12 protein-coding genes are annotated in these 10,063 nt (G+C 31.9%); 9 read left to right on the top strand and 3 right to left on the bottom strand.

What is annotated here, in order from left to right; all coding sequences use genetic code 11:
* Positions 1–161: 161 nt before the first annotated feature.
* Genes NE054_RS01130 through NE054_RS01120 form a run of 3 tightly spaced genes read left to right on the top strand, consistent with a single transcriptional unit; the run spans position 162 to position 1,531 of the window.
* Entirely contained in the window at positions 162–560 is a 399-nt protein-coding gene (locus NE054_RS01130; protein ID WP_297887371.1) for a PA2779 family protein, read from the top strand.
* Between the two features lie 45 nt (positions 561–605).
* The gene (locus NE054_RS01125) at positions 606–1,094 is read left to right on the top strand and encodes a C39 family peptidase (RefSeq protein ID WP_297887369.1); all 489 of its coding nucleotides are present in this window, start codon (positions 606–608) and stop codon (positions 1,092–1,094) included.
* The gene (locus tag NE054_RS01120) at positions 1,091–1,531 is read left to right on the top strand and encodes a tetratricopeptide repeat protein (RefSeq protein ID WP_297887367.1); all 441 of its coding nucleotides are present in this window, start codon (positions 1,091–1,093) and stop codon (positions 1,529–1,531) included. The genes NE054_RS01125 and NE054_RS01120 overlap by 4 nt, the downstream gene beginning before the upstream one ends.
* Here the strand turns inward: NE054_RS01120 and queF are convergent, their stop codons facing one another.
* A complete protein-coding gene (queF, locus tag NE054_RS01115; protein WP_297887365.1) occupies positions 1,532–1,903 on the bottom strand; it encodes a preQ(1) synthase in 372 nt (123 codons plus the stop codon).
* Positions 1,904–1,915: 12 nt separating this feature from the next.
* Entirely contained in the window at positions 1,916–2,782 is an 867-nt protein-coding gene (locus NE054_RS01110; RefSeq protein ID WP_297887364.1) for a polyprenyl synthetase family protein, read from the bottom strand.
* 45 nt (positions 2,783–2,827) lie between these two features.
* Between NE054_RS01110 and NE054_RS01105 the strand changes: the two genes are divergently transcribed.
* From NE054_RS01105 to NE054_RS01080, 6 genes are read left to right on the top strand one after another with little or no spacing between them, the layout of a single operon-like run.
* Entirely contained in the window at positions 2,828–4,210 is a 1,383-nt protein-coding gene (locus tag NE054_RS01105; RefSeq protein ID WP_297887361.1) for a peptidylprolyl isomerase, read from the top strand.
* Positions 4,203–4,676, top strand: coding sequence for a hypothetical protein (locus NE054_RS01100; protein WP_297887373.1), 474 nt, complete (start codon positions 4,203–4,205; stop codon positions 4,674–4,676). The genes NE054_RS01105 and NE054_RS01100 overlap by 8 nt, the downstream gene beginning before the upstream one ends.
* Positions 4,660–5,424, top strand: coding sequence for an MBL fold metallo-hydrolase (locus NE054_RS01095; protein ID WP_297887359.1), 765 nt, complete (start codon positions 4,660–4,662; stop codon positions 5,422–5,424). The genes NE054_RS01100 and NE054_RS01095 overlap by 17 nt, the downstream gene beginning before the upstream one ends.
* Positions 5,425–6,306, top strand: coding sequence for a 16S rRNA (cytosine(1402)-N(4))-methyltransferase RsmH (rsmH, locus tag NE054_RS01090; protein WP_297887358.1), 882 nt, complete (start codon positions 5,425–5,427; stop codon positions 6,304–6,306). It abuts the gene before it with no gap.
* Positions 6,306–6,626: a cell division protein FtsL gene (locus tag NE054_RS01085; protein WP_297887356.1), complete on the top strand. Its 321-nt coding sequence runs from the start codon at positions 6,306–6,308 to the stop codon at positions 6,624–6,626. Before rsmH ends, NE054_RS01085 begins: the two co-directional genes overlap by 1 nt.
* Positions 6,619–8,343 (top strand): penicillin-binding protein 2, encoded by a 1,725-nt coding sequence (locus tag NE054_RS01080; RefSeq protein WP_297887354.1) that lies wholly within the window; start codon positions 6,619–6,621, stop codon positions 8,341–8,343. Before NE054_RS01085 ends, NE054_RS01080 begins: the two co-directional genes overlap by 8 nt.
* On the opposite strand, the gene uvrC is transcribed toward NE054_RS01080, so the two are convergent.
* Positions 8,300–10,027, bottom strand: coding sequence for an excinuclease ABC subunit UvrC (gene uvrC / locus NE054_RS01075; protein WP_297887352.1), 1,728 nt, complete (start codon positions 10,025–10,027; stop codon positions 8,300–8,302). The genes NE054_RS01080 and uvrC overlap by 44 nt on opposite strands.
* Positions 10,028–10,063 lie beyond the last annotated feature (36 nt).

Below are 10,063 nucleotides of genomic sequence, written 5' to 3'. Positions count from 1 at the left end.
AACTTCTTCATTTTAGCTTTAAGTTTTGCTACTTGTCTTGGTTTGTTTTAAAATTATTTAAATTGGAAATTAGAGTTTGATTATTTAATTTATTAGATATATTGACAATTTTCAAACTATAATATAAAATTAACAAAAATTTATGTCATGAGGTAAGCTAAATGATAAAAAGATTAAAGAAAGCAAGTATAGCAGTAGCGATGGCAGGTTATATGACTTTATTATCAACTGCATCAGCACCAGCAGCAATGGTTGATTCTTTAATGTCTAATAACCAATCTGTTATAGAAAATCAGAGAAATATAGATATAGATAAGATTCAAAGAGCTTTAGAAAATCAAATTGTAAAAGAAAAATTAAAAGCTTATGGCTTATCAGAAGAAGAAGTAAAGGAAAAATTATCAAAAATGAACGACCAACAGATACATATGCTTGCTCAAGCATCTGATAAAGTTTTGGCAGGTGGAGATGGAATAGGTTTTGCGATTGGTATTTTGGTAATTATTTTACTTATCATAGTCATTCTTAAATTGTTAAATAAAGAAATCATAATTAGATAAATACATTGAGGGGATAACACCCCCTCATTTACTTTTTCTAAAAGTATGAAAAAGATTATATTATTTATATTTATATTTTTGGATTTTTCATTCGCATCAAACATTTTATCTGTTCCTTTTGTAAAACAAAAAGATGAATACTGTGGTCCTGCCTCTTTATCTTCTATTTTCCAATTTTACGGCGAAAAGACAGACCAAGAGGATATTGCTAAGTTTATTTATAATCCTAAATTAAAAGGTGCACTAATAACAGACCTTGAAAATTTTGCGAAAGAAAAAGGATTTTATACTATTTTAAAAACATCGGATATTACAGAGATAAAATCTTTCATTGATGAAAAAAAGCCTGTAATAGCTTTAATAGATTTAGGATTTTGGTTAATATCTAAACCACATTATATCGTGATTATAGGTTATAATGAAAAAGGTTTTATAGTTAATACAGGATACAAAGAAAAGGAGTTTATCTCTTATGAAGATTTTAAACAAAAATGGGAAAAATTGGGTAAAGTTATTTTAGTGGTTTATAAATGAAAAAAAGACTTTTTATAATTTCAACTATTTTTTTTATTACCTCTTGTTCTCTACCTAAAATTATTGTATACGATGATCCTTTATCTGCTGCAGAACACAACGATTTAGGAGTGGTATATGAAAAAAAATCTATGTTCGATTTAGCAGAAAAGGAGTATAAAAAAGCAATAAATAAAAATAAGGATTGGTACTTACCTTATTTTAATCTTGGTAACCTTTACTATAAAAAAGGGGAAAAAGAAAAAGCTGTTGAGTATTATTTAAAGGCATTGGAAAAAGAAAGAAATCCGGATGTTTTAAATAATTTAGCTTACGTGTTGTATGAGTTAGGAAAATACGAAGAAGCCCAGAAGTACATAGAGGAAGCTTTAACAATTAAAAAAGACCCAAAATATGAAGATACTTATAAAAAGATTTTAGAAAAATTAAAAAAATAGTTATTTATTATCTTCACTACTAACTTTTATTATTGTTTTTACGTTTCCTCTTGGGTTCCAATCTCCTACAACTTCTAATTTTCTTGGTTTTAGGAGATTGTATAAGTCTTCGTATATTTTGTTAGTTGCTTCTTCGTGAGATATATACTGGTTTCTATACTTGTTTAAGTAGAGTTTTAAAGATTTTAGTTCTACTATGTATTTATCCGGAATATAGGTTATCTTTATTGTTGCATAATCCGGATATCCAGACCTTGGACAGAGACACGAAAACTCTGGAAAAGTTATATCTATAATGTAATTTCTATCTGGATAAGGATTTGGCCAAGGTTCTAACTTTGCCTCTAATATCTCTTTTTCTCCGTATTTCATCTTAACCACCTCTTAAAGTTCTCTACTTACTATGTAATCTGCAAGAAATAATAATATATCCGGATTTTTTAAATTTTTAATCTCTTCTTTTGCTTTTTCAACATATGATTTGGCTATTTCTACAGATTTTTCCAAACCGTAAACAGATGGATACGTGACTTTATTTTTTTCCTTATCTTTATGGAGTTTTTTACCTACTTTTTCTTCATCTCCCATCTCATCTAAAATATCGTCCCAAATTTGAAACGCAAGACCTATATAAAGTCCATAGTTTTTTAGATTTTTAACTTCTTCTTCTGAAGCGGATGCAAGCAATCCTCCTATCTGGCAACATCCGGATATAAATTTTGCAGTTTTGTTTGTATGAATAAACTCTATATCTTTAAAACTTTCTAAAATATCTGCAGCCTGACCGGCTACCATTCCATAAACACCTACATTATGAGATAAAACGTTTATGACTCTTAAAAGAATATCCGGATTGATTTTTTTGTTGTTAGAAATCATCTCAAAAGCGTATGTGAGTAGTCCATCACCAGCAAGGATTGCTATTGCCTCTCCAAACACTTTATGACATGTCGGTTTTCCTCTTCTCAAATCATCATCATCCATAGCAGGAAGGTCATCATGGATAAGAGAGTAAGTATGAATAAATTCTACACTTAACGCAACATCTAAAAAATCTTCTACATTTATGTTTTCATCAACAGCTTTGGCAGACTCTAAAACAAGAATAGGTCTTAATCTTTTTCCTCCAGCTGTTAACGAATACTCCATAGCATCAAAAAGTTCCTTAGGTATACCTTTTGGGATATAACTCTGTAAAACCTTATTTATAAAATCAGATTGCTGTTTTAGATAAGTTTTAATATCAACCATTTAAATATTATATAATATTTCTCAAAATTTTTAAGGAGACAGGGATTGTTTACAAAAATAGCCGGTTCTAAATGGAAAAATTTAGTGCTTTACATTACAGTTTTTGCTTTTGTTGCTACATCTTTAGTAGCTATCATTATATACAAACTCAGTGGTGAGATAAATGGTGCGGCTGAAGTAAACGGAAAAGAGATTCCTATTTACGAGTTTAACTACACTTATGAGATGATGGCAAGGAATCTACAAAGTCAAAATATAGATATATCACCTTTTAAAAAAGAAATAGCAAAACAAGCAATCGATACTCTTATAGAAAACGAGCTTATATACCAGCAAGCGGAAAAAGAGGGATTGGTTGCGACAAAAGAGCAGGTGAAAGAGGAGCTTTTAAACATTCCGGCTTTTCAAGTAAACGGTAAATTTGATAAAAATACTTATCTTCAAATAATAAACTCTATGGGATTAACTCCGGAAGGTTTTGAGGCTATTTTACAAAAGCAGTTAACCGTAAACCATATTAAAGCGATTCTTTTGTCTTCATTGTACGTATCAGACGAAGAAGTAGAAACATTTACAAAAAAGCAACTGACAAAAGTATCCGGAGAAGTAACTTTAATAAAACCCAAAGAACCTGTTATAACTGACCAGATGGTGAAAGATTACTATGAAAAGCATAAAAATGATTATGCAACACAGCAGGGAAAAAAGGTTGAAATATTCAAAATAGATATCACAAAACTTGGGCAAGAGAAAGCGGAAAATCTTGCAAAAGATTTATTTGTTAAAGCAAAATCCGGAAATTTGGAGAATATTCCGGAAGGAGTAGAAAAGCTTTTTGAAGGAGAAATATATCCGGATAAAAAACCAGAAAACTTACCATCTGAAATTTTACCTGATGTAGACTCTTTGTCAAAAGATAAAAAAGTTTCATTTTCAAAAACTCAAAATGCTTACTACATAGGAGTATTTAAAGAAGAAGTAGTTAAAACAAAACCTTTTGAAGAGATAAAATCAGAAATTACTCAAAAATTAAAAAGGGAAGAATACCAAAAAGCAGTGGAAAATCTCCATAAAACAACCGATATAACTACCTTACTTTCCAACAACCAAGTAGAAAAATCAAACATCTCGGATATGACAATTCAGGAGTTTGTGGTAAAGTACGGTGTAAAACCGGATTACTTAAACAACATCACCAATCTTAAAGTAGGTCAAACATCAAAACCGATAAACACAGATGAAGGAGTTTTGATATTTAAACTGTCTCAGTTAACCCAAGCCGATAAAGAAAAAATGGAAGAGATGAAAAAAACTGTAGAACCCATAATAAAAAGCCAGAAGTTTAACGATATATACCAGATGTACGTTGACAACTTAAAGAAAAAAGCAAAGATAAAAATCAACAAGAGGCTAATTGAAGGTGAATAAAACACCGTACGCTTTGGACTTTCTATGGCATCAGATTAATTTGTTGAAAAACAACGTTAGAAAACCAAAGTACAAAGAACTCTTAAACAAAGTGTTTGAAAATAAAGAGATGGTTGAACTTTTTGAAAAAGCAAAAGATAAAAAAGGAAGAAATTATGAAAGTGGAATATTAGAAAGAACAGCTGCTGTAGGTTCCTTAGCGATGTGTATGTATGACAACTATCCAACAATAGATATAGACATTATACTTACAGGTGTTTTGTTGGCAGGATTCAGAGACAGTCTTGGGAGACCTTTTTTTTACAAACATGTAAAAGATTATCCGGAAGTAGCAGAACTTTTATATAAAAAAAGTAGAAAAAAAACAAAAGTAGAGTATTTTTTATTTGATGAAATATTTAAAATTGACGAAAGAGTATTTAACGCTTTAAAAAGAAAGGAGGAAAAGGATGGAAATCTTATTTGACAATGGGACCCATAAAAACATTCTTTTAGAAGATTTTGGACATGGAGAAATGGTTCAAGCAAATGTCCATTTGATTGTTGACAGTGGTAAAGGTATGATTTTAGACCCCGGAGGACATAAAGTATTCAAACATCTTCTTCAGGAAATTGGAACGATAATAGGTGTTGACAACTTACAGTGGATATTTTTTTCCCATCAAGACCCTGACATCGTTGCTGCAGCCAACGGATGGCTTATGACAACAAAAGCCTACGCTATTGCATCAAAACTGTGGCTCAGGTTCATTCCTCACTTTGGTGTTGATAGACTTGTTGCAGATAGAATTATAGGATTAGACGATGAAGGAGCGATAATAAAACTTGGAAATACTGACATTTACATACTTCCTGCCCATTGGCTTCACTCTCCCGGAAATCTTCAAGTCTACGACCCTGTATCAAAAATTCTTTACTCTGGAGACCTTGGAGCGTCTTTAGGGCAGGATTATATTTACGTTGAAAACTTTGAAGAGCACATTAAGTACATGGAAGGATTTCATAAAAGGTATATCAACAGTGGTAGAGCGTTAAGAAACTGGGCAAAGATGGTTAGACAGCTTGATATAGAAATCATAGCACCACAACATGGAGCAATCTTTAAAGGTAAAGATATGGTAAACAAATTTATAAATTGGGTCGAAACACTCCAAACAGGTATAGATATAATGGATGATGTTTATAAAATTCCAACAAAAAGGTTAACTGTTTAGTTGATAAGTCATTATTCTGTTTTATATAGGGAAGTTTTAGAGTTTACAAAAGATTTAAAAGAAGGGTACTTTATAGATGCAACGGTAGGTGGTGGTGGACACTCCTACCTTATTCTAAAACAGAATCCCAAAGTTAAGTTAATTGGTATAGACAAAGACGATTATGCCCTTGAAGTTTCAAAAGAAAGGTTAAAAGAGTTTGAAGGAAGGTACCATTTAGTAAAGTCTTCATTTAAAGACTTAGACAAAGTCGTAAAAGATTTGGATGTAAAACCTATTGTGGGAATTTTATTCGATTTTGGTGTATCCCACTTTCAACTTAAACTTCCAAGAGGATTTTCTTTCCAGAGAGAAGAACCTCTCGATATGAGAATGGATACATCTTCTGATTTAACAGCTTACTATGTTGTTAACTACTACACTGAACCACATCTTTTAAAAGTAATATCCGAGTATGGAGAAGAAAAGTTTGCCCGCAGGATAGTAAAGAGTATCGTAGATTATAGAAAAAGAAAAAAGATAGAAACAACAAAAGAACTTGCTGATATTATCTACAAGGCTTATCCACCGAATTTAAGACATTCAAAAATTCATCCAGCTACAAAAACATTTCAAGCCATCAGAATAGAAGTAAACAACGAGTTAAACGAAATTGAAGAAGCTTTAGAAAAAGCTGTCAGACTACTGGATAAAGGAGGAGTTTTGATAGCAATATCCTTCCACTCTCTTGAAGATAGGATAGTTAAAAATACCTTCAAAAAATACAAAGAATTAAAGTTTTTGGAAATATTGACGAAAAAACCTATAACACCACAGGAAGATGAGATTAAAGAAAATCCAGCTTCAAGAAGTGCAAAAATGAGAGTGGCAAGGAGGCTCTGATGATAAAAGATTTGATTTTAAAAAACGATGAAGTTGTTAACGATATAAAGGTAGGATTTTCTAAATACAAATCCAGTTTGTTTATTATAGCAACTTCTCTTTTGGTTTTAGTTTTGTATAGCCAACTTAACTACAAAGTAGAAAGCGAAATAACAAAACTCAACATGGAAAAGAACTATTTGGTAGCGGAAAACTTTAAATTAAAAAATCAGATAACCGTTTTATCTTCTCCTGAAAGAATAAGTGAGATAGCAAAACAAGAAGGTGGAATGAAAAAAGTGGATTACAATCAGGTAAAGTTTATAGATGTAAATGAATGAATTTAGAACCTACCTTGTTTTTGGGATTTTCTCTATCGCATTCTTAGCAGCATTTGGAAAACTTTTGAGTCTTCAGATTTTCAACAGAGACTACTATCAAAAACGCATAGAAAGTCAATATTACCAATACGAAGAAGTACTTTTACCAAGAGGAACTATATTTGATAGAAATGGAAAGTTTACCGCTATAAGTGTTCCTACTTTGTCTGTGTACGTAATTCCCAAGTACATAAAAGACAAAGAAAATGTAGCAAAACAGTTATCTTTACTTTTAAAAATTCCTTACGAAAACCTAAGAAAAATCCTTCAAGATAGAAAAAATTATACAGTTATAGCATCTAACGTGGATAAATCCTTAAAACCACAGCTTGAAAGGATAAGGTCAGACTTAAAGGAATGGAACATAGGAATAATTGATGGTAGTATGAGATTTTACCCTTTTGGTTCAGTAGCCGGAAGTACCATCGGATTTGTAAGTAAAAAAACGGGTCTTGGACTGGAAGGTATGGAGTATCAACTTAACGATTACCTTGGTGGTGGTAAAGCAAAAATAAGGTTTCTAAAAGATGCCAGAGGAAATCTTATAGCTATTGAAGATGCAGATATAACTAAAAAAACTTACAATGCTGTTTTAACTATAGATATGAACGTTCAATACATAGCGGAAGAGTCTTTGATGGAGTTGGTTCAAGAGAGAAATCCATTGGAAGCTGCGGTTTTGATAATGAACCCTTACACAGGAGAGATTCTTGCTGCTGCGACATATCCTAACTACGACCCTAACAACTATGAAATGTATAAAAATAGAAAAAATATAATATTCCAACATGCTTATGAGGTTGGCTCCGTAGCAAAACCAATTTTTTTGGCAGAGGCTATAGATGAAGGGAAGGTTAATTTAAACGAAATCATTGATTGCCAAAATGGAGCAGTATACGTTGATGGTGTAAAGATAAAAGATCATAAAAGGTTTGGTCTTCTAACTCCCATTCAAATCATACAACACTCTTCAAACGTAGGAGCCATAAAGATAGCTTTAAGATTGGACCCTAAAGCTGTTTATAAAAAGTTGAGAGATATGGGTTTTGGTCAAAAAACAGGTGTTTTTCCAGGAGAAGCATCCGGATTTCTAAAGGAAGATTACAGACCTGTTAACATCGCTTACGCTTCCATAGGTCAAAACTGGACTGCAACACCTTTACAGGTAGGTGTTGCTTATTCTGCTTTTGCAAACGGTGGATATTTAGTTAAACCAATGCTTTTGAAAGGTTTTACAGATGAATCCGGAAATTATGTAAAAACTTTTGAGCCACAAGTAATCCGTAAAGTTTTAAGTGATGAGAGTATAAAAAAATTAAAACCTGTCCTTAAGCTGGTTGTTGAAGATGGAACAGCAAAATCCGGAAAATCTGAATTTTTTACAATAGGAGGTAAAACCGGAACAGCTCAAAAATACGACCCTACAATAAAAGCTCTTTCAAACTCAAAATGGTACACGTGGTTTGCTGGATTTTTTCCGGTTGAAAAACCATTGTTCACAGTTGTAGTGTTTGCAAACGAACCAAAACCCAAGTTTCCGGGAGAACACATTGGTGGTGGTGGTGTTTCTGCAACTGTTTTGAAGAACCTTGTTGATAGAATAATGTTTTACTACAAACAAAAACCGGATAAAGTTAAGATGTCAGATAACTCTTTATCCTCTGGGCAACAGAGATAGGAATCCCAAGTTTTTTAAGCTCATCATCGGAGGCTTTTAGTATGTTATCCAATGTTTTGTAGGTTCTGTAGAGTATCTCTTTTCTCTTTTCTCCTATACCTTCTATACCATCAAGAACGGACTTTAAAGTCTCTTTTTCTCTTAATTTTCTATTGTAGGTGATAGCAAATCTATGAGCTTCATCTCTCAATTGTGTAAATAACTTTAACAAATCTTGATTTTCAAAAAGTCTAATTTCCTTACCATCATCTGTGTATAAAATCTCTTCTTTTTTAGCTATTGAGAAAACTCTTATATTCAAACCAAGTTTATTTCTAACTTCTATTCCTTGAGAAAGTTGTCCTTTTCCTCCATCTATCAAAACAAGTTCAGGAGGATTCTCCATCTCAAAGTATTTTTTAAATCTTCTTGTAAGGACTTCCCTTAAAGATGCGTAGTCATCAATCTGTCCAACCGATTTTACTTTAAACCTTCTGTACTCCTTTTTATTCATAACTCCATTTTCCCATACTACACAAGAACCTACCGTAAAACTTCCTTGCAGATGAGATATATCAAAACATTCAATCCGGCTTGGAAGACTAAATCCAAATGTTTTTTCAAAACTTTCTTTTAAAGAATCTAAATCATCTACCTTAATGTTTCTCTTTATAAAATTTTCTATCGTTTGAGGTATGTTAAACTCTATTTCAACTTCTTTATTTTTTGATTTCAAAAGCCATTGTCTAAAATTCTCTAAGTCTTCAACGGGTTTATTTAACACTATTTTTTCAGGAATGTAGTTATCTGTGTAGTATGAAGTTAAAATGAATACTTCGTTTCCTTCTTCAAACTCTTCACTGTGTAATTTTAACTCTTCTTTTCCTATTATTGTATGCCCCCTTATTACAATCAGATAAACTTTTTTTCCTATAAAGTAAAAAATATCAGCTTCTTCCAAAGGAATACCCATAACTTCCTGCTTTCTTATAACGGTTTCTATCGCTTTTATTTGGTCTCTTACGGTAGCAGCTTTTTCAAACATAAGTTTTTGGGTGTAGATGTTTATCTTGTCGTAAAGTTGATATACGACGTTTTTTACATTTCCGGATAAAAAACTTTTGGTAACCTGTGCATCTTCGTTGTAGTCCCTTTTAGATATTTTATCGGCACAGGGTCCTGAACAAAGTCCAAGGTGGTAGTCAAAACACACTATGTTTCTTTTTGGTAGTGGGTCACATGTTCGTAATTTAAATAGTTTATGGATAAGTTCTTTCATAGCTCTTGCAGTTTTTGCAGGTAAAAATGGTCCAAAATAACTCCCTTTTATCTCTCCATACTTTCTACTTATCTTTATTGTTGGATACTCTTCATCTGTTATAACAAGCATCGGATAACCACTTCCGGATTTTAATCTTACGTTGTACTTTGGTTTGTACTGTTTTATCAGTTCGCTTTCTAAAACAAACGCTTCGTAATCAGACTTTGTTATAATCCATTGGATAACACTACTTTCAGAGAATATCTTCCTTTCTTTTGGGTCTGTTTTTAATTGTTGAAAGTGGTTTTTAAGACGGTTCTTTATATTAACAGCTTTACCGATGTATACGTAATGATTTTTTTCATTTTTAAAAATGTAGACTCCCGGTTCTTCCGGAGCTCTTTGTATATACTCTAAAGCCCAATAAAAAATTTTTTCATACATCCATTTATATTATATTACAGAGTTATGATAAAATTA

Origin of the sequence: Sulfurihydrogenibium sp., assembly GCF_027448985.1 — a bacterium.
In the GTDB taxonomy this organism is placed as follows: Bacteria; Aquificota; Aquificia; order Aquificales; family Hydrogenothermaceae; genus Sulfurihydrogenibium.
This window is presented reverse-complemented; position numbering and strand designations above follow the sequence as displayed.

Excerpts from the sequence above, each read along its gene's own strand:
- NE054_RS01080 (WP_297887354.1), top strand. The coding sequence starts at position 6,619 with ATGAATGAATTTAGAACCTACCTTGTTTTTGGGATTTTCTCTATCGCA.
- NE054_RS01130 (WP_297887371.1), top strand. The coding sequence starts at position 162 with ATGATAAAAAGATTAAAGAAAGCAAGTATAGCAGTAGCGATGGCAGGT.
- NE054_RS01120 (WP_297887367.1), top strand. The coding sequence starts at position 1,091 with ATGAAAAAAAGACTTTTTATAATTTCAACTATTTTTTTTATTACCTCT.
- NE054_RS01085 (WP_297887356.1), top strand. The coding sequence starts at position 6,306 with ATGATAAAAGATTTGATTTTAAAAAACGATGAAGTTGTTAACGATATA.
- queF (WP_297887365.1), bottom strand. The coding sequence starts at position 1,903 with ATGAAATACGGAGAAAAAGAGATATTAGAGGCAAAGTTAGAACCTTGG.
- NE054_RS01125 (WP_297887369.1), top strand. The coding sequence starts at position 606 with ATGAAAAAGATTATATTATTTATATTTATATTTTTGGATTTTTCATTC.
- NE054_RS01110 (WP_297887364.1), bottom strand. The coding sequence starts at position 2,782 with ATGGTTGATATTAAAACTTATCTAAAACAGCAATCTGATTTTATAAAT.
- NE054_RS01095 (WP_297887359.1), top strand. The coding sequence starts at position 4,660 with ATGGAAATCTTATTTGACAATGGGACCCATAAAAACATTCTTTTAGAA.
- uvrC (WP_297887352.1), bottom strand. The coding sequence starts at position 10,027 with ATGTATGAAAAAATTTTTTATTGGGCTTTAGAGTATATACAAAGAGCT.